The following is a 17,266-nucleotide window of genomic DNA, read 5'->3' on the forward strand; positions in this document are numbered from 1 at the left end:
GACCTACCCCGTCAGCGCCGCGTGTCAACCACGGATCACTGGCCGAGCGCGCCTATGGTCATGTTCTGATACATGCCCCAAAGCGCGGTGACGAAGATGGCGACCATGCCGACGAACTGCGTGGCGGTGCGATGCCGGTGCATTCTTTTGCGAAGCGCCTTGCCGGTCAGGCCCTGTTCCTGAATGACCCGCGCGGTGTTGAGCGACAGGAAACCCACGACCAGCATGGGTGCGCCCAGCAAGAACACCGCCTGCGCAAACTCGACATCGTAGACGAAAGCGATGAGGATCATCGAGGTCATGAGCATTGCAAGGATGCCCACGATCCACAAACCCGACGTGTTGGCGACGTAGAGCAGACGATTGCAATTGATGCGCACCATGTCTTCCAAGTCGATCTCGGGTTGGCCGCCATGCCGGTCCGCACGCTGGATCATGTCGTAGGGCACACCCAGCACGTAACGGCTCGTCTGCGACCAGACGGCGGCGAGCGCGATCCAGTACCACAGGTTGGAAAATGATCGCATGTCGATCAATTCGAATACGGCTGAATACCAGTCCACCGTGCTGCCTGCCCGTTCTCGGTCCTTGTTTCGCGCGACAATACGCGCGAGGCTCGCCGTGCGCCACCCCTTGAGAGCGCAGTTTTCTCGTGCAATTGAAGGGCACATCGACGGAGAACAGATCATGGCCCGCACCACCGCCCCCTTCCCCACGACGCGCCTGCGCCGCAACCGCCGTTCGCCCGCCCTGCGCGCTCTTGTGCGCGAGACGGTCTTGACCGTGGACGACCTGATCTGGCCCGTCTTCCTGATGGAAGGTGACAACGACGCCTACGACGTGCCGTCGATGCCAGGCGTGCAGCGGCTCACGGTGGATCGCGTCGTGACGGCGGCGAAAGAGGCGGAAAGCCTCGGCATCCCGGCGATCTGCCTGTTTCCCTTCATCGAGCAGGACGTGAAGACCGAGGATTGCGCGGGCGCATGGGACCCGGACAACCTGTCGAACCGCGCCACGAAAGCGATCAAGGACGCCGTGCCGGACATCGCCGTGATGACCGACATCGCGCTCGACCCCTACAATATCAACGGACATGACGGCTTCGTCGTGGACGGTGAGATCGTCAACGACCGAACCGTGGATGCGCTCGTGAAAATGGCGCTGGCGCAGGCCGAGGCCGGGGCCGATATCCTCGGCCCGTCGGACATGATGGACGGACGGATCGGTGCGATGCGAGCGGCCTTGGAAGCCGAGGGGCACAGCCACGTGTCGATCATGTCCTATTCCGCGAAATACGCCTCCGCTTTTTATGGCCCCTTCCGTGACGCCGTGGGCGCATCTGGCGCGCTCAAGGGAGACAAGAAAACCTACCAGATGGACCCCGGCAACGCGGAGGAAGCTTTGCGCCTCGTCGAACGCGACCTGATGGAAGGCGCGGACATGGTGATGGTGAAGCCCGGCATGCCTTATCTCGACATCTGCCGCGCCGTGAAAGACCGGTTCGGCGTACCGACCTACGCCTACCAGGTGTCTGGCGAATACGCGATGCTGCAGGCCGCCGCGCAAAACGGCTGGCTCGACGGCGAGAAGGTCATGATGGAGAGCCTTGCCGGGTTCAAACGCGCCGGTCTGGACGGCATTCTGACCTATTTCGCACCGGAAGCGGCAAAAATCCTGAACGGGTGATTGCGCCGCCTTCGTGCGGCGCGGGGGCGAAGGCCGCTTGCGCGGCCTCTGGAGGACCTCTCCTCCAGACCTCCTGAGATATTTGACGACCGGAAAGGACGATCAGGTCTCGGCCTTTTCCGCGAGGGTGAGCCATTCCTCTTCGGCAGCGGCGAGTTTCTCCTGCCGTTCGACGAGAGCTTCGGTCGCCTTGTTGAACTTCACGGGTTCGCGGGTGAAGAGGTCGGCGTCCGACAAAAGCGCCTCGAGTTTGCCGATCTCGGCTTCCAGCCGTTCGATTTCGGCGGGGAGTTTTTCCAGGCGGTGTTTTTCGGTGAATGACAACGTTTCGGCGGGTTTCGTGGGCGCGGGTTTGGCCTCGGCCTTGGGTTTCGACTTCGCTTTCGACCGATCCGTTGGGGCGGCATCGCCTCTCTGCGCCTGATAATCGGTCCAGCCCCCGGCATAGATCGTCGCGCGACCATCGCCTTCCATCGCGATGGTGGTCGTCGCCACCCGGTCGAGGAAATCCCGGTCGTGACTGACCAGCAAAACCGTGCCGTCATATTCGCCGATGAGTTCCTGCAATAGATCCAGTGTTTCCACGTCCAGATCGTTGGTTGGCTCATCCAGCACGAGCATGTTCGACGTCTTCGCCATGATTTTCGCCAGGATCAGCCGGGCCTTTTCGCCCCCCGACAAGGAGCGCACCGGGGCGCGGGCTTGCCTTTCGTCGAACAGGAACTCCTTGAGGTAGCCGACGACATGTTTCGGGGTCCCGCGCACGAGCACCTGATCGGCCTTGCCGGAAACTCTCATGTCCGGGTCCCCCACAAGGTTCTCCCAAAGGCTCGCATCGTCCATCAGGCTTGCGCGGTTCTGGTCAAACACGGCCATTTCAATGCCGGTGCCGAGCTTGACGCGGCCGGAATCAGGCGCTTCCGTCCCGATGAGCATCTTGAGTAGCGTGGTCTTCCCGACGCCGTTCGGCCCCACAAGCGCAATGCGTTCGCCTCGGTTCACGAGGATCGAGAAATCGCGAAGGATCGTTCGTCCGTCAAACGTCTTGGATAGACCCTCAGCCTCGATCACCTTGCGCCCGGATTTCGGCCCAGTGTCGAGCGCCATCGCCGCCGTGCCTTGCCGTTTGATCTGCGCCGCGCGCTCCTTTCGCAATTCGCCCAGGGCGCGCACCCTGCCCTGATTCCGCTTCCGCCGGGCCGAAATGCCTTCGACCGCCCAACGTGCCTCGGCCTTGATTTTGCGGTCGAGCTTGTGGCGGGCGACATCCTCGTCTTCCCAGACCTTGTCGCGCCAAATCTCGAATTTGGCGAAACCTTCCTCTTGCCGCCGCACCCGCCCCCGGTCGATCCACAGCGTCGCGCGGGTCAGCGCGTTCAGGAACGCCCTGTCGTGGGAGATCAGCACGAACCCCGCGCGGGTCGTGGACAATTCGGCCTCGAGCCACTGGATCGCCTCGATGTCGAGGTGGTTGGTCGGCTCGTCGAGGAGCATCAGTTCAGGCGCTTCGGCAAGCAACTTGGCAAGCGCCGCGCGCCGCCGTTCCCCGCCCGACGCCGTCGCAGTCGAAACGCCGGGGTTGAATTTCAGACCTTCGGCGACCTGCTCGACCCGGTATTCCTCGCCCGGTTCCAACGTGCTCGCCGCGAAGTCGCCAAGTGTCGCGAACCCGGTCAGGTCGGGGTGCTGTTCCATGTAACCGACGCTTACACCCGGCGAAACGACGCGGGTGCCATGATCCGCCTCGACCAGCCCCGCCATGACCTTCATGAGGGTCGACTTGCCCGAGCCGTTGCGCCCGACGAGCGCCACGCGGTCGCCCGGTTGCACGACGAGTGACAGGTCCGCGAAAACGGGATCGCCACCGAATGTGAGCGAAATGTCGGAGAGCTGGAGAAGGGGTGCGCGCGCCATGCGCGTCAGTTATGACGCGCCGCCCGCCCCGTCAATCACCCGCAAGCGCCCGAAGGGCCCGCGCCCGGTTGGCCGGAACCTTGGCGATCTCGACACCTGTGAAGACATGGAGCGTCACCAGCGCCCGGTCGACAACCGCGTGATCGCTCACCCACCCTCCCATCATGAGATAGGTTCTGAGAAGCGGCGGCATCCTGCGCTGCGCCTCGATCGGATCGGGCTCATGCGTCGGGAACGCTACGGCCTCCTTTGCTTTTTTTCCGACACGAATGACTGAAGGGGCAAGATGTCGGGCGCGCAGAAACGCGAACGAGTCTGCAAATGGAGTTGGATCTGTTCCCGGGAACGACGAGCATCCGAACAGCAGGGACACGTCCGACCGATCGACGAGGCGCGCCATGCCACCCCAGGTCAGTCGCAGGATATCCGGGTCCCTGTCGCCGGGCGACATGCAGAACCGGCCCATTTCGAGGACAGGTCCCGCAAAGCGCTCCAAGGGCGTGAGATCATAGAACTGCGTGCTGTATCCCGCAGTTGCGTCGCGACCGCTTGCAAAGAGCCGGAACCTGAATGTCGCGACGAGGACATCCCCGCGCAGCACCAGAACATGGTCGAATTCCCTGTCGAAGCGATCCGCGTCACGCCCTTGCCCCGCCTGGTCCACGAATGCCCGGTAACGAAGCCCTTGCGCGGCTTCCACATCTTCCGCCCCCTCGGCCAGCCGAACGCTGTAGCCTTCGTGCGACAGAAGAAGCGGTGACATGACTTCGGCGTCAATTCCCCAGAATGTCGTTCAGATTGACCTGACCGATACCGCCCAGAAGCTGCCGGAGGAACCCGACACCACGGGTGTTCGAGGTCGTGACCCGGCGTGACAGGACAACAACGCGGCCCTCTTCCAGACCGAAGCGTTCGATATTCTCGACCAGACCATCCTCGTCGAAGGTGATCTGAAGCACTTCGCGCTCGACCTCCTCGGGCTCGTTGTAGCCAAGATGCTTGAACCGGCTCTGGACGTAATACCACGCCTCTTCGGTCAAGAGGCCCGCCGCAGCAGGTTTGCCGATAATCGCGGACACCGTTTCCTGAGTGTCCACGCCAACCATGATTTCCTCGACATCCTCATCGGTCGGGATGTAGCCATGATTGCGATAGACCGGCGTGCACGCCACGAGCGCCGCAATGCCGACAATGCCGACCAGTGATTTGAACAGAGTGCGCGCCATTTTGCCTGTCGCCGACATACTGCCCCCCTTGCGGTGCCGTGCTTTCGTTAGGTATCCGCTTACAGGACCAACGCCCGGCGTTCAAGAAACGAAGTGATGGAACGGTGACCAACCATGTCCGAAAGTTACGGCCCAGTCCTCAAAGTGTCCGATCTGGATCACTCCAGACCACATGAGATCGACGTGAAACTCGATACCGACAGCGCCGACGCGCTTGCGACCGCCCTTGGCATCGACGGGATGAGAAAGGTGCGCCTGTCCGGCAGGCTCGCACCATTCGGAAAGGCCGACTGGCGTTTCGCGGGCAATCTTGGCGCTACGGTGGTCCAGCCCTGCGTCGTGACGCTCGCCCCCGTCACGACACGGATCGAGGCGCCGGTTGAGCGAAGCTGGCTGCGCGATCTGCCGCCGGTCAAGGCGGAGGAAAGCGAAACACCGGACGATGTGAGCGTCGAACGTCTCGGGTCCGAAATCGACTTCGGCACGGTGCTGGCCGAGGCTGTGGCACTCAACCTCCCCGATTATCCGCGAGCCGAAGGCGCGGAACTCGAGGATGCCAGCTTCACCGAACCGGGGCGCGACCCGATGTCGGACGACGATGCAAAACCCTTCGCGGGCCTTGCTGCATTGCGCGATCAGCTTGCAGGCAAGTCTGGGGACGGGCCGGACGAGGACCAATAGACGGCCCCGCGACAGACCCCTGAGAAAATCCTTGCAAGACAGCAGAATCGCAGTATGTTCGCCGCTCTTTCAAAAGATGGGTTGGAACGTTGCGCCGAACCGCGTATGAGGCGTCCAGACTCACGAGAAACACTGGGCCTCGCCGTCGAGAAACGGTCCCGGCCCCCGCAAACACGAGGTTGAGACATGGCTGTCCCTCAGAATAAAGTGACCAAGTCGCGCCGGAACCAGCGCCGATCGCATGACGCCCTCGTGGCCGGCAACCCGAACGAATGCCCGTCCTGTGGCGAACTCAAGCGTCCGCATCACGTGTGCCCGTCCTGCGGCCACTATGCTGATCGCGAAGTCGTTGCGATGGCGGACGAGGTCGACTTCGACGACGAAGACGCGGCGTAAGCCGACTGTCTGACTTCTGACCATGACGGACACGACGGGTACCGATAATCGGACATCCGCCTCTGGTCAGGGGCTGCATCGCACAATCATTTCGGTCGACGCTATGGGCGGCGATCGCGGACCGGCGGCTGTTGTCGCCGGTCTTGCCAAATCTGCGCGCAAGAACAAGCACATCGGCTTCGTCCTGCACGGCGATGGCCCGGAGCTTCAAAAGCTCGTCGCCAAGCGCCCCGAATTGTCCGGCATCTGCGATATCCGTCACGCTGAAGGCGTGGTGACGATGGACGACAAGCCGTCGCACATCATCCGCCACGGCAAGAACACCTCCATGTGGTCCGCGGTCGAGAGCGTGAAATCCCGCGAAGCCGAAGTCTGCGTCTCCTGCGGCAACACCGGTGCGCTGATGGCGCTTTCGATGCTGCGGCTGCGCAAACTCCCCGGGGTATCGCGCCCTGCCATCGCGGTGTTCTGGCCCTCGCGCAACCCGCTTGGGTTCAACATCATGCTCGACGGCGGTGCCGATATCCGCGCCGATGAAATGGACCTCCTGCAATATGCGCTGATGGGCGCGTCCTATGCGCGCAACGGGCACGGCATCAAGCGGCCCCGTGTGGGTCTGCTGAATGTCGGAACCGAGGAGCACAAGGGACGCGGTGAGATTCGCGCTGCGGCGGAACTGATTGCCGAAGCCGCGCCGGTGGCAGAATTCGACTTCGTGGGCTTCGTCGAAGGCGGCGATTTACTCTCCGACCGGGTCGACGTCATCGTGACCGACGGGTTCACCGGCAACGTCGCGCTCAAAACGGGCGAAGGCACCGCCAAACTGGTCAACGACTTTCTGAAAGAGGCGTTTACCGCCACGCCCCTGTCGAAGATCGCTGCGATCCTCGCCACCACGTCGCTGCGCCGGCTCAAGAAGCGTATGGATCCGCGGCGCTCCAATGGGGGCGTGTTTCTCGGCCTCAACGGAACGGTTGTGAAAAGCCACGGTTCGGCGGACGCCACCGGCATCTCTGCCGCGATCAAACTCGCCTTCGACCTCGCCCAGTCCGGTTTCAACGAAAAGCTCGCCGCACGGGTTGCCTATGCTCCCGGTGACGCGCAAGATGCGCCTGCGTTGATCGAGAAAAAGCCGAGCGGGGAAAAATGACGACACGCGCCGTGGTCCGAGGCGTCGGGCATTACCTGCCCGAACGCGTGGTGGAGAACTCCTGGTTCGAAAAGCGAATCGAAACCTCGGACGAATGGATTCGCACCCGCTCCGGTATCGAACGGCGGCATTTCGCGGCCCCCGGTGAAACCACATCCCAAATGGCGATCGAGGCTTCCAAGGCTGCTCTGGTCGATTCCGGGATGGGCGTGGAACAGGTCGAAGCCGTGATCGTCGCAACGTCGACCCCGGACCTAACTTTTCCCTCTGTCGCGACAATGGTGCAAGAGGGTCTGGGCCTGCGCACCGGCTTCGCCTTCGACATCCAGGCCGTCTGCGCCGGCTTCGTCTTCGCCCTCGCCCAGGCCAACGCGCTGATCGTGTCAGGTCAGGTCAAGACCGTGCTCGTCATCGGTGCCGAGACCTTTTCTCGTATCCTCGACATGGAAGACCGGGCGACCTGCGTCCTGTTCGGCGACGGAGCAGGCGCGCTCCTGCTCGAAGCAGCAACTGGCACGGGCGAGAACACCGACCGGGGTATCCTGTCTGCCGATCTGAACTCGGACGGCAGCTATCGTGAAATGCTCTATGTCGATGGTGGCGTCTCGACCACGGGAACCGCGGGCAAACTTCGGATGCAGGGCAATCCCCTCTTCCGGCAAGCCGTGTCAAAGCTTGCCGCCACCGCAGACGCCGCATTGGGCAAAGCCGGTCTGACCCATGACGACATCGACTGGATCGTGCCCCACCAGGCCAATATCCGCATCATCGAAGGCACGGCGAAGAAACTCGGCCTCTCGATGGACAACGTCGTCGTTACGGTGCAGGACCACGGCAACACGTCCGCGGCCTCCATCCCGCTCGCGCTTTCCGTCGGTAAGGCAAAAGGCCAGATTCGCGACAACGACGTGGTCGTGACCGAAGCCATCGGCGGCGGTTTGGCCTGGGGCGCCGTCGTTATCCGCTGGTAGGGATTTTCCAGTCCGAAACGCCAAGGCCAGCGAATAAGCCAACGCACCCGGACCACATCGACATGGCCATCCTTCGCCGACACGCCCCCACGCGGCGCAATCCCGCTTGCGACGCGCCTCAAATCCTGCCCACAAGCCATTGATGTTGACATGAAAAAAGAACCGCCCCAAGCTATCGCAAACCAATTCGGGGGACGGTATGAGTGACAAGACGCTGACGCGCATGGACCTGAGCGAAGCGGTATTTCGCGAAGTCGGTCTTTCGCGGAACGAAAGCGCGCAACTGGTCGAAAGCGTTCTGAACCATGTGTCGGATTCGCTGGTGCGTGGAGAAACCGTGAAAATCTCGTCCTTCGGGACGTTTTCCGTGCGCGACAAGGCCGCGCGCGTGGGGCGCAATCCGAAAACGGGCGAAGAGGTGCCGATCTCACCCCGCCGCGTTTTGACCTTCCGCCCCTCCCACATCATGAAAGAACGGGTCGCTGCGGGGAACAAGAGCTGACAATCCCGTCCCGAAAGAGCAGTCAATGAACGGGCAAAGCGATGGAACAGAAGTCACCTGAGGCCTTCCGCACGATCAGCGAGGTGGCCGAATGGCTCGGCGTGCCGACCCATGTGCTTCGGTTCTGGGAAAGCCGTTTCACGCAGGTCAAACCGGTCAAGCGCGCCGGTGGACGGCGGTATTATCGCCCAACGGACATGCAGCTTCTCGGCGGGATCAGAAAGCTTCTGCACGATGACGGCCTGACCATCCGCGGTGTTCAGAAACTCCTGCGCGAACAGGGGGTCAAGCACGTCGCCGCCATGTCGCCACCGCTCGACGCCGACGCGGAAACCAATGTGGTCTCCCTTCGCAAATCTCGCGAATCCGACGCCGAGATCGAAGACGCCGAAATCGTCGAGGCTCCAGAAGCGGGCGACACCGACGCGGACCTCCCCCCGGCCCCATCCAGGCCCACGCCGCCCGAACGCGCCGTCACCGACACGTCGGAAGCAGGCCCCGAGGCGGAAACTCCGGCACCTGCTGATGCCTCGGACCCGGCCGACACCGAGCAATCGGCCGATTTCGAGTACCCGGAACCGACGGAAACCGACGACATATCCGAGGACGTCGCCGCTGACACGGCAGAGGACCCGATCGAACCGAACCCCGATGCCACATCGTTCCATACCGAAGTGACCGACACCGAGGACGGGGATATCGTCGACGACACGCTCACTCCTGAAACCGATGAAGACAGCGCGCCACCCACGGACGACCACGCCCCCGACCCGGCCGAAACGGACGAGGCACAGGCCGAGCCCCCGGAGCCCGAACCTCAAGACCCCGAGCCCGAAGAGACAGAACCGGACGAGGCCCGCGTTCCCGTGGATGCCCGCATGGAGACACCCGGCGATATCGAAGATGCGCCCGGAACAGCTTCGTTCACCGAGGATGAAGCCCTTACCGAAGACCCCGAGGATATGCCCGCCCCGGAACTGCCCGATGGGGCTGACGCCGAGCCTGTGGATGAAGGCACGAACGACGACACCGGCACCATCGCGGACCAGGACACCTTCGACGACGACCTGCCCGACCCGATCGCCCCATCCGACCCCGAGACCGAGGCCAATATCCATGCCTCAGAGACCGCCGAACCGCTTCGGCCGGCGCTCGTCATGCCGGATATCGGAAGCGATCCGCTCGACGGCGAACTCGTTCCGCTACAGGCGCCGGTCGCACCCGTCCTGCGCCGCATGCGCGCCCGTGGCCTGACCCTGCCCCCAGCGGCACTTCGCGCTCTGTCGGACCGTCTTGAAACACTGCGCGATCCCGACAGGCACAGGCGGCCGCCCGGCGGTCTCGGATAGGTTCCAAATCCCGACAATGAGGTCTTGCCCGCGCCCGGAAAACTGTTATGTAACCCCCCACGTCGGGCTATGGCGCAGTCTGGTAGCGCGTCCGTCTGGGGGACGGAAGGTCGCAGGTTCAAGTCCTGCTAGCCCGACCAATCACCGAACCGCCCGCCCTCATCGGGGCGGGCGTTCGTGTATCCGGGAGGTGCATGGATGACCACAGGTGTTCTGCCGGATCAGGCGATCCGGGCGATGATCGAGGCCGGCACGATTACCGCCAGCCCCGCCGTGATCCCGGAACAGATACAGCCCGCCTCGCTCGACCTGCGACTCGGCACGAAAGCCTACCGCGTCCGCGCGTCTTTTCTCGCGGGCGAAGGGGCAACGGTCGCAGACCGGCTCGCCGAGTTCGAGATGCACAGCATCGACCTGACGAATGGCGCGGTGCTCGAAAAAGGCGCAGTCTACGTGGTCCCGCTGATGGAAAGCCTCGCGCTCCCAGACGGCGTGCAAGCGGTCGCCAATGCCAAAAGTTCGACCGGGCGTCTCGATCTTCTGACCCGGGCGATCACAGATGGCGGCGTCGAATTCGACCGCATCGCGCCCGGATACACCGGCCCGCTCTACGCCGAGATCTGCCCGCGCAGCTTCTCGGTCCTCGTGCGCCCCGGTATGCGACTGAACCAGATCCGTTTCCGCGAAGGCCAGGCGATCCTCTCGGACGACGACCTGCGCGCGCGCCACGCTTCCGAACGGCTCGTCGACGGCGACGCCGTGATCGACGACGGCCTCGGCTTCTCGGTCGACCTGAAACCCGCCTCGGGCGATTTGGTCGGCTACCGTGCAAAGCCCCATTCCGGCGTGATCGACCTCGACCTCATCGGGCATTACGACCCGGCGGAGTTCTGGGAACCGATCCGCACCACCGAAGGCCGCATCATCCTCGACCCCGGCGCATTCTACATCCTCGTCAGCCGCGAAGCCGTCCATATCCCGCCCGATTGCGCAGCCGAAATGGCGCCCTACCTCGCAATGGTCGGCGAATTCCGCGTCCACTACGCGGGATTCTTCGACCCCGGCTTCGGCCATGACGCCGCCGGTGGCGCGGGCTCACGCGGGGTGCTCGAAGTCCGCTGTCACGAAGCGCCTTTCGTGCTGGAACACGGTCAGGTCGTCGGGCGGTTGGTCTATGAAAAGATGTCGGAAATCCCCGAAACGCTTTACGGCGCGGACCTGAAATCAAACTACCAGGGCCAGGGTCTCAAGCTGTCGAAGCATTTCAAAACGCCCACCTGATCCCTTCATTGTTCCCGAAATACTTCAGGGGGTCCGGGGGACTGGTCCCCCGGTCGGTCGATTGGGCGCAGCCCAAGCGAAACCGATAAGGGCTCTAGCGCATGCGCCGCGCCAGCCGCGCACCTTGCTTCGCGCGTTTCGCGGTCGCCTTCGCCGACTGGGCCCGCTTACGTTCTTCGGGCGTCATCTCTTCGCGGGTCTTCCCGCGGCGGGAGGCATAATCAATCCCCGCATCCACGCCGCGATGGATCACGCGCCGCATTATCATGCGTCCGATCATCATGATCATTCGTTCGATATTCATGGCCTGCTCTTTCCTGGCGTATTGCCAATCATATAGCAAAAAGCGGCGTTTTTGTGAATCACTCTTCGAAGAGCTCGGATTGACCCTCGTCGTCGTCGTCGGATTCCTCCTCGCCCACGCCCGCGTCCGGCGCCGGACGGCTTTCCAGAAGCCCGGCGGACCGAAGCTCTTTCAAACCCGGCAGATCGCGTGCGCTTTCCAGCCCGAAATGATCCAGAAAGCCTTGCGTGACGACGAAAGTGACGGGGCGGCCCGGCGACATGCGGCGGCGACCGAAGCGTATCCATTCCATCTCGATCAACTGGTCCACCGTGCCACGGCTGACACTCACGCCCCGGATTTCCTCGATTTCGGCACGCGTGACAGGCTGGTGGTAGGCGATGATCGCCAGCGTCTCGATCGCGGCCCGGCTGAGCTTCTTTTGCTCAACCGTTTCCTTCTGCATGAGATAGCCGAGATCCGATGCCGTTCGGATCGCGTAGGCATCACCCACGCGCACCACGTTCACGCCGCGCCCCTCGTAACGCTTGCGCAAATGCACCAGCGCCTCGGACGGGTCCGATCCGTGCGGCATCCGGGCGGTCAGTTCGGCCACCGTCACGGGTTCGGCGGACGCGAACAGCACGGCCTCGACCATACGTTCCTGTTCACCCATCGGCGGCGCCTCGAACAGGCTTTCCTCGATCTCGGTTTCAGTGGTGTCGGCGTCGTCAGTCATTCGGTTTCCTGCGAATCTGGATCGGGGCGAAGGTCTCGCCCTGCCGTATCTCGATCGCACCCGCCTTGGCGAGTTCGAGCGAGGCGGCGAAATTGGCGGCAGTGGCCGAGCGGCGACGCACAGGGTCGGTTTCCCAGCCTTCGGGCATGTATGACATGATGTCGGTCCAATCGCCCGCGAAACCGATCAACCCACGCATCCGGTCGAGCGCCTCCTCCAAGGTCATCACGCTGTCGCGGTCCATGACGAAGGGGCGAAACTCGTCACGGGTGCGGATGCGGGCATAGCCTTGCATGAGGTCCAGAAGCGTCGCCGTATACGTGATACGCCGCCGCCGCTCGACCACCTCGACCTGTCCGCGCACGAAGAAGTCGCGGCCTTTCTGGTCCCGGGCCATGAGCTTCGCGGCCACGTCCCGCATCGCCTGCAAGCGCTCAAGCTGGAACGCCAGATGCGCGGCCAGTTCCTCACCCGAAGGCCCCTCTTCCGACGGATCGGGCGGCAGAAGAAGGCGCGACTTGAGAAACGCAAGCCACGCGGCCATCACGAGGTAATCGGCCGCCAGCTCGATGCGAAGGTGACGCGCCTTTTCGATGAAACCAAGGTATTGCTCGGCAAGCGCCAGCACCGAGATCTGCCTGAGATCAACCTTCTGGGTGCGCGACAGGGTGAGCAACAGGTCGAGTGGGCCTTCGTAGCCCTCGACCTCGACGATCAGCGCCTCCGCCGCCATGCGCTCGGACACGGACAGAATATCTGCCTGGAACTCTTCGTCGGACATGGTGAAAGGGGCGGCCCAGCTACTGCGTCAACAAGGCCTCAAATTCCGCGTCCAGCGCGTCAATGTCAATGGCATCAGGCTCCTTGCGCCATGTGAGCGCGGTCTCGGCGCGTGCCGCCGCCACACCGTCGAGCGCGCCCGCGCCTTCGACAACCTGGACCATCTCGTCCATCTCGCCATTACAATGGAGGATGATGTCGCAACCGGCATTTCTCGCCGCCGATGCGCGCGCGGCAAAGGGTCCTTCGAGCGCTTTCATCGAAATGTCGTCGGTCATCAACAGCCCGGAAAACCCGATCCTGTCCCGGATGATCTCGATCATTTTGGGTGAGGTCGTGGCCGGGTTCTCGGCGTCGATGTCGGTATAGACGATATGCGCCGTCATTGCGAGCGGAAGGCCGGATACGCTCTGGAAGGCAAGGAAGTCGGAAACCCGCAGCGCCTTTTCCCGGGCCTTGACCACCGGCAGTTCCAGATGGCTGTCCGCCGTGGCGCGCCCGTGTCCGGGGATATGTTTGACCACCGGGAGAACGCCACCGTCCACCAGCCCCGTGGCAACCGCGCCCGCGATCTCGGCCACTTTGACGACGTCGTTGCCGTAGCAGCGGTTCATGAGGATGTCGTGCGTGTCGGGTTGGGCCAGATCCAGAACCGGGGCGCAATTGCCGTCAAGTCCGACCGCCCGCAGTTCATGCGCGATGATGCGGTAACGCAGGTACATCGCTTCGGCCGCCTTGCGCGGGTTCAGCTTCACCTGTTCCATCGGCGGCAACCATTCCCGCCAATGCGGTGCGGTCAGCCGGGCCACCCGTCCGCCTTCCTGGTCGATGAAGATCGGGGCGTCCCGCCCGACCGCTTCACGAATTTCCGTGGTCAGCCAGACAAGCTGCTCCGGGTCCTCCACATTCCGTGCGAACAGGATGAAACCCCAGGGTTGGGCTTTCGCGAAGAAGTCGCGCTCAGCACGGCTGAGTCTCGGGCCCTGACAGCCCAGGATCGTCGCGCCGAGAGGCATATCAGCGCGTGACGACCGGAATACAGGCCGCCTGCCCCGCCATCAGTGCGGCGCAGAACCGGCGGGCATCCGACAGGTCGTCAAACCCCATGGCACGCAAGCGATAGAATGTCTTGCCACCCGATTGCGCCTGTTCGATCACGCGGGATTTGCCGGTGAGGTACTCGTCGAAACGCCCGGCGAGTTGATCCCATTCGGCGCGTGCCACGTCTTCGGTGTCGTAGGCACCGAGTTGCACGAGCCGGGTTCCTGCCGGAATGTCGGCCGCCGAGACTTCGTCCGTTGCGACCTCGGTCGCGGCCAGAAGCGCATCGGTCGACGGCTGGGCCGCAGCGCGGGTGACGAGATTTTCGGGCCGCGCCCGCGGACGCGGCGAAACCTTTGGCCCCGGACCGGTCACGACCTCTTCGGATGCGAACGCGAGTTCGGACCCGATCGCCTCTTCCACGGCCTCGTCCATCGCGCTCGCCTCGGCTTCCGGTTCGCTCAGAGGCTCCTGACCCGATGCGATTTCGTCCGCGAGGGCCAGCGCATCGGAACGCGCATCGTCGGCATCTGCCGACACCGGTTCTGCCGACAGGTCTTCCTCCGGGCGGAACTCCCCGGCCTCGGCCTCCGGCGTAGCCGCCAGTACGGGTTCCGACACGACAGGCGCATCCTCAGGCGTCAGGTCTTCGGCACCGGGTGCCAAGAGCACTTGGTCGGCCGGACCTTCGGCAACACCGACCGCGGCCACGTTGTTGACTGCAAGTCCCTGGTTTTCCGCGGCTTCGCCCCCAGGGTTCTCCGGCGCGATCCGCATCGCTCCCTCGAGCGCGGCCACGACCGGAACCTCGGTCGCGTCCCGCACCGCAAGGTTGTAGCCCCAAACAGCAAGACCGGCGATAAGCGCAATCGACGTCATCGCGCCAAATCCATTGACCAATCGGCCAAATCGCCCCGAGCCGCCGTCCTGATCCAGAGGCTGCGCGCGATAATCCTGCTCATGTTGCGGATAATACGGCTGCGAAGGTGCCGCCGGATACCCGTGCGCCGCCGATTGAGGTTGTTGTTGGGCATGCGTGTGCATCTGCACGTGAGCCTGCGCGTGCGAGTGCTGCGGCTGCCCGCCATACCCGTGATGCGCCGGATCCATCTGCGCCGGATACCCCGGGGCATGTTGACCGGCATAGGGATGACCCTGTGGCTGCACCTGCTGTTGAGCCGGCGCGCGCATCGGCGGCTCATTCCGCGCAATGCGTGTGCTCGGCTGCTCAGCTTGCCATTGTTGCGGCTGCGGCTGCGCCGACGGATGATTGCCGTGATAGGTCTGCGACGCGTGATCTTGCGGCGATTGCTGCGGCGCGTGGTGCTGCGGTTGATAATATCCGGGATTCGTCACGACGGGTGCCGGTCGGCTCCCCCAATGCGCGTCTGCCATGTCCTGCCTCGCTTCGGCGTTCAAGGCGCGTCCGCCCTCGCCGTTATCTGGTGCCTTGCCTGACCCGCGACGCCGCGGGCCGAACCTCATTCACCACCCGGCAGCACTTTGTTGTATCAGCGCATTTCTTCGAGTGGCGTCACGCCGAGAATACCAAGGCCCGCTGAAATCACAACGGAAACGGCTTTTGGAAGAGCAATTTTTCCCTCTGTTGCAGCAGAATCACTGTCCTGCACGAAGCGCAGGGACGCGTCGTCATTGCCCTTGTTCCAAAGCGTGTGGAACTCGGACGCCAGATCGTAGAGATAAAATGCGATGCGATGCGGCTCATGCGTCCGCGCGGCGATCTCGACCACGCGCGGCCACTCCGCAAGCTTCTGGGCCACGGCAAATTCCGCGGAATCGGCAAGCAACGGAACCCCAGCCCGCGCGCCCAGATCAGCGGCCTTGCGCAGGACCGAATGGCACCGCGCATTGGCATATTGCACGTAGAACACCGGGTTGTCCTTGGACTGCTCCAACGCCTTGTCGAAATCGAAATCGAGCGGCGCGTCGTTCTTGCGGGTGAGCATGATGAACCGGGTCACGTCCGGCCCGACCTCGTCCACCACGTCGCGCAGCGTCACGAAAGTGCCTGCGCGTTTGGACATCTTGAACGGTTCGCCGTTCTTGTAGAGCTTGACGAGCTGCGTGAGCTTGATGTCGAGCGGCACCCGGTCGCCGGACAGGGCCGCCACGGCCGCCTTCATCCTCTTGACGTAGCCGCCATGGTCGGCCCCGAATACATCAATAAGCTGATCGAACCCTCTGGAAACCTTGTCGAAATGATAGGCGATGTCGGGGGCGAAATAGGTCCACGCGCCGTCCGACTTCATGATCGGGCGATCTACGTCGTCACCGTAGTCGGTCGACTTGAACAGGGTCTGCTCCCGCGGCTCCCAATCCTCGGGCAATTTGCCCTTGGGCGGCTCGAGCGTGCCCTTGTAAATGAGCCCTTTGCCCTCGAGGTCCTCGATCGCCGCCTCGATCCGGCCGGTGCCGTAAAGCGATTTTTCCGAAAAGAATACGTCCATCTCGACGCCAAGCGCGGCAAGGTCGGCGCGGATCAGGTCCATCATCTTCTCGGTGGCGAATTCCCGCACCTCATCGAGCCAGAACTGTTCGCCCTTACCCACGAACTTGTCGCCGACCTTCGCCTTGAGCGCCTCGCCCACCTCGATCAGGTAATCGCCGGGATAGGTGCCGTCCTCGAAGGCGACCTCCTGCCCGTGTGCTTCGAGATACCGCAGATAGACCGAGCGCGCGAGCACATCGACCTGTGCCCCGCCGTCATTGATGTAATACTCCCGGGTCACGTCATGACCGGCGTATTCCAGAAGGCTGGCCAAGGCATCGCCGAACACAGCGCCCCGCGTGTGGCCGACATGAAGCGGACCCGTCGGATTGGCCGACACGTATTCCACGTTCACCTTCGCGCCCTGCCCCATCTGTGACTGGCCGTAATCGCCCTCGACGAGGATCGCCTCGACAAGGCCGGACCAGACGGACGCATCGAGCCGCAGGTTCAAGAACCCCGGCCCCGCCACATCCGCACTCGCCACCCGGTCGTCCGCCGCCAGCTTGACCGCGAGCGCGTCCGCAATGTCACGCGGCTTGGCACCGGCGGGCTTGGCCAGAACCATCGCGGCATTCGTCGCCATGTCCCCATGCGCCGGATCGCGCGGCGGCTCGACCGCGACATTGGCGAAATCGAGACCTTCGGGCAATGCGCCCTCGCTCACCATCGTATCGAGCGACGCGATCACGAGCGAACGGATGTCGGCAAAAAGGTTCATGGTGTTCCTCTGGAATAAGACCCGCGCGGTCTAGCAC

General features: G+C 63.3%; 17 protein-coding genes, 1 tRNA gene and 1 pseudogene. 9 read left to right on the forward strand and 10 right to left on the reverse strand.

Features of this window, described 5'->3' with window-relative positions; translation table 11 throughout:
• Positions 1–35: 35 nt before the first annotated feature.
• Positions 36–563 carry a component of SufBCD complex gene (locus tag KJP28_RS11975; RefSeq protein ID WP_218392757.1) on the reverse strand — a complete coding sequence of 176 codons (528 nt, stop codon included), beginning with the start codon at positions 561–563 and terminating at the stop codon, positions 36–38.
• A 124-nt stretch (positions 564–687) separates the two neighbouring features.
• On the opposite strand from KJP28_RS11975, the gene hemB reads away from it, so the two are divergent.
• A complete protein-coding gene (gene hemB / locus KJP28_RS11980) occupies positions 688–1,686 on the forward strand; it encodes a porphobilinogen synthase (RefSeq protein WP_218392758.1) in 999 nt (332 codons plus the stop codon).
• 102 nt (positions 1,687–1,788) lie between these two features.
• Here the strand turns inward: hemB and KJP28_RS11985 are convergent, their stop codons facing one another.
• Genes KJP28_RS11985 through KJP28_RS11995 form a run of 3 tightly spaced genes read right to left on the reverse strand, consistent with a single transcriptional unit; the run spans position 1,789 to position 4,844 of the window.
• The gene (locus KJP28_RS11985) at positions 1,789–3,600 is read right to left on the reverse strand and encodes an ABC-F family ATP-binding cassette domain-containing protein (RefSeq protein WP_218392759.1); all 1,812 of its coding nucleotides are present in this window, start codon (positions 3,598–3,600) and stop codon (positions 1,789–1,791) included.
• Between the two features lie 31 nt (positions 3,601–3,631).
• On the reverse strand, positions 3,632–4,363 hold the full coding sequence (locus tag KJP28_RS11990; protein WP_218392760.1) for a GNAT family N-acetyltransferase: 732 nt from the start codon (positions 4,361–4,363) through the stop codon (positions 3,632–3,634).
• Between the two features lie 10 nt (positions 4,364–4,373).
• Positions 4,374–4,844, reverse strand: coding sequence for an outer membrane protein assembly factor BamE (locus tag KJP28_RS11995; protein WP_218392761.1), 471 nt, complete (start codon positions 4,842–4,844; stop codon positions 4,374–4,376).
• Positions 4,845–4,940: 96 nt separating this feature from the next.
• Here KJP28_RS11995 and KJP28_RS12000 point away from each other — a divergent pair, with 96 nt between their 5' ends.
• The 8 genes and pseudogenes from KJP28_RS12000 (at position 4,941) to KJP28_RS12035 (ending at position 11,156) form a co-directional block, all read left to right on the forward strand.
• Positions 4,941–5,507, forward strand: a complete 567-nt coding sequence (locus tag KJP28_RS12000; protein ID WP_218392762.1) for a YceD family protein — start codon at positions 4,941–4,943, stop codon at positions 5,505–5,507.
• 186 nt (positions 5,508–5,693) lie between these two features.
• The gene (rpmF, locus tag KJP28_RS12005) at positions 5,694–5,903 is read left to right on the forward strand and encodes a 50S ribosomal protein L32 (RefSeq protein ID WP_218392763.1); all 210 of its coding nucleotides are present in this window, start codon (positions 5,694–5,696) and stop codon (positions 5,901–5,903) included.
• 22 nt (positions 5,904–5,925) lie between these two features.
• Complete coding sequence (gene plsX, locus KJP28_RS12010) at positions 5,926–7,053, forward strand: phosphate acyltransferase PlsX (RefSeq protein WP_218392764.1); 1,128 nt, start codon at positions 5,926–5,928, stop codon at positions 7,051–7,053.
• Positions 7,050–8,024 carry a beta-ketoacyl-ACP synthase III gene (locus KJP28_RS12015; RefSeq protein ID WP_218392765.1) on the forward strand — a complete coding sequence of 325 codons (975 nt, stop codon included), beginning with the start codon at positions 7,050–7,052 and terminating at the stop codon, positions 8,022–8,024. Before plsX ends, KJP28_RS12015 begins: the two co-directional genes overlap by 4 nt.
• Positions 8,025–8,223: 199 nt before the next feature.
• Complete coding sequence (ihfA, locus tag KJP28_RS12020; RefSeq protein WP_218392766.1) at positions 8,224–8,526, forward strand: integration host factor subunit alpha; 303 nt, start codon at positions 8,224–8,226, stop codon at positions 8,524–8,526.
• Between the two features lie 41 nt (positions 8,527–8,567).
• A pseudogene (locus tag KJP28_RS20120) lies at positions 8,568–8,829 on the forward strand (MerR family transcriptional regulator); the annotation flags it as partial.
• Positions 8,830–9,938: 1,109 nt separating this feature from the next.
• Positions 9,939–10,015: transfer RNA gene (locus tag KJP28_RS12030), tRNA-Pro, on the forward strand.
• 58 nt (positions 10,016–10,073) lie between these two features.
• Positions 10,074–11,156: a 2'-deoxycytidine 5'-triphosphate deaminase gene (locus tag KJP28_RS12035; protein WP_218392767.1), complete on the forward strand. Its 1,083-nt coding sequence runs from the start codon at positions 10,074–10,076 to the stop codon at positions 11,154–11,156.
• A gap of 94 nt (positions 11,157–11,250) precedes the next feature.
• On the opposite strand, the gene KJP28_RS12040 is transcribed toward KJP28_RS12035, so the two are convergent.
• The 6 genes from KJP28_RS12040 to argS all read right to left on the reverse strand — a co-directional run bounded on the left by KJP28_RS12040 (position 11,251) and on the right by argS (position 17,229).
• Positions 11,251–11,460, reverse strand: a complete 210-nt coding sequence (locus tag KJP28_RS12040; protein WP_218392768.1) for a hypothetical protein — start codon at positions 11,458–11,460, stop codon at positions 11,251–11,253.
• A 58-nt stretch (positions 11,461–11,518) separates the two neighbouring features.
• Positions 11,519–12,178: an SMC-Scp complex subunit ScpB gene (gene scpB, locus KJP28_RS12045; protein WP_218392769.1), complete on the reverse strand. Its 660-nt coding sequence runs from the start codon at positions 12,176–12,178 to the stop codon at positions 11,519–11,521.
• Positions 12,171–12,959 (reverse strand): segregation and condensation protein A, encoded by a 789-nt coding sequence (locus KJP28_RS12050; RefSeq protein ID WP_218392770.1) that lies wholly within the window; start codon positions 12,957–12,959, stop codon positions 12,171–12,173. Before KJP28_RS12050 ends, scpB begins: the two co-directional genes overlap by 8 nt.
• Before the next feature lie 19 nt (positions 12,960–12,978).
• Positions 12,979–13,974, reverse strand: coding sequence for a beta-N-acetylhexosaminidase (gene nagZ, locus KJP28_RS12055; protein ID WP_218392771.1), 996 nt, complete (start codon positions 13,972–13,974; stop codon positions 12,979–12,981).
• A gap of 1 nt (position 13,975) precedes the next feature.
• Positions 13,976–15,394: an SPOR domain-containing protein gene (locus tag KJP28_RS12060; protein WP_255552319.1), complete on the reverse strand. Its 1,419-nt coding sequence runs from the start codon at positions 15,392–15,394 to the stop codon at positions 13,976–13,978.
• A 116-nt stretch (positions 15,395–15,510) separates the two neighbouring features.
• Positions 15,511–17,229: an arginine--tRNA ligase gene (gene argS / locus KJP28_RS12065; RefSeq protein WP_218392772.1), complete on the reverse strand. Its 1,719-nt coding sequence runs from the start codon at positions 17,227–17,229 to the stop codon at positions 15,511–15,513.
• Between the last annotated feature and the right edge of the window lie 37 nt (positions 17,230–17,266).

Origin of the sequence: Maritimibacter dapengensis (genome assembly GCF_019218265.1) — a bacterium.
In the GTDB taxonomy this organism is placed as follows: domain Bacteria; phylum Pseudomonadota; class Alphaproteobacteria; order Rhodobacterales; family Rhodobacteraceae; genus Maritimibacter; species Maritimibacter dapengensis.

Bases quoted from the DNA above. Each gene is read 5' to 3' on its own strand.
- KJP28_RS12035 (WP_218392767.1), top strand. From the start codon at position 10,074: ATGACCACAGGTGTTCTGCCGGATCAGGCGATCCGGGCGATGATCGAG.
- argS (WP_218392772.1), bottom strand. From the start codon at position 17,229: ATGAACCTTTTTGCCGACATCCGTTCGCTCGTGATCGCGTCGCTCGAT.
- ihfA (WP_218392766.1), top strand. From the start codon at position 8,224: ATGAGTGACAAGACGCTGACGCGCATGGACCTGAGCGAAGCGGTATTT.
- KJP28_RS11990 (WP_218392760.1), bottom strand. From the start codon at position 4,363: ATGTCACCGCTTCTTCTGTCGCACGAAGGCTACAGCGTTCGGCTGGCC.
- nagZ (WP_218392771.1), bottom strand. From the start codon at position 13,974: ATGCCTCTCGGCGCGACGATCCTGGGCTGTCAGGGCCCGAGACTCAGC.
- KJP28_RS11995 (WP_218392761.1), bottom strand. From the start codon at position 4,844: ATGTCGGCGACAGGCAAAATGGCGCGCACTCTGTTCAAATCACTGGTC.
- scpB (WP_218392769.1), bottom strand. From the start codon at position 12,178: ATGACTGACGACGCCGACACCACTGAAACCGAGATCGAGGAAAGCCTG.
- rpmF (WP_218392763.1), top strand. From the start codon at position 5,694: ATGGCTGTCCCTCAGAATAAAGTGACCAAGTCGCGCCGGAACCAGCGC.
- KJP28_RS12000 (WP_218392762.1), top strand. From the start codon at position 4,941: ATGTCCGAAAGTTACGGCCCAGTCCTCAAAGTGTCCGATCTGGATCAC.
- KJP28_RS12015 (WP_218392765.1), top strand. From the start codon at position 7,050: ATGACGACACGCGCCGTGGTCCGAGGCGTCGGGCATTACCTGCCCGAA.
- hemB (WP_218392758.1), top strand. From the start codon at position 688: ATGGCCCGCACCACCGCCCCCTTCCCCACGACGCGCCTGCGCCGCAAC.
- KJP28_RS11985 (WP_218392759.1), bottom strand. From the start codon at position 3,600: ATGGCGCGCGCACCCCTTCTCCAGCTCTCCGACATTTCGCTCACATTC.
- plsX (WP_218392764.1), top strand. From the start codon at position 5,926: ATGACGGACACGACGGGTACCGATAATCGGACATCCGCCTCTGGTCAG.
- KJP28_RS12050 (WP_218392770.1), bottom strand. From the start codon at position 12,959: ATGTCCGACGAAGAGTTCCAGGCAGATATTCTGTCCGTGTCCGAGCGC.
- KJP28_RS12040 (WP_218392768.1), bottom strand. From the start codon at position 11,460: ATGAATATCGAACGAATGATCATGATGATCGGACGCATGATAATGCGG.
- KJP28_RS12060 (WP_255552319.1), bottom strand. From the start codon at position 15,394: ATGGCAGACGCGCATTGGGGGAGCCGACCGGCACCCGTCGTGACGAAT.